The organism is Winogradskyella ouciana (assembly GCF_009709615.1).
In the GTDB taxonomy this organism is placed as follows: Bacteria; Bacteroidota; Bacteroidia; order Flavobacteriales; family Flavobacteriaceae; genus Winogradskyella; species Winogradskyella ouciana.
In genome coordinates this window covers 1-244 of record NZ_WJYA01000269.1, presented here as the reverse complement: position 1 = coordinate 244, position 244 = coordinate 1, and the positions used below count along the sequence as shown (strand labels likewise).

General features: G+C 42.6%; 1 protein-coding gene. It reads left to right on the top strand.

Translation table 11 applies throughout. The features are described from left to right. The coding region (locus F1003_RS16295; protein ID WP_202913939.1) for a thioredoxin family protein at positions 1 to 244 on the top strand (244 nt) is incomplete at both ends.

The window sequence follows — 244 nt, the reverse complement described above, 5'->3', positions numbered from 1 at the left end:
CGGTTAATGAATCAGCGGTTTCGGGACAGCAACCCCGCAAGTATCAGGACTTGTTTGACAAACCGCTTAACCTGAACCCGTTTTTCGATTACAAAGAAGGTATAACTTATGCTAAAAAAGTAAACAAACCGGTGCTGATTGATTTTACTGGTCACGCCTGTGTGAATTGCCGCAAGATGGAAGCAACTGTTTGGCCGGACAGCAAAGTACTGCCTTTAATTAAAAATGATTACGTCCTGATTCA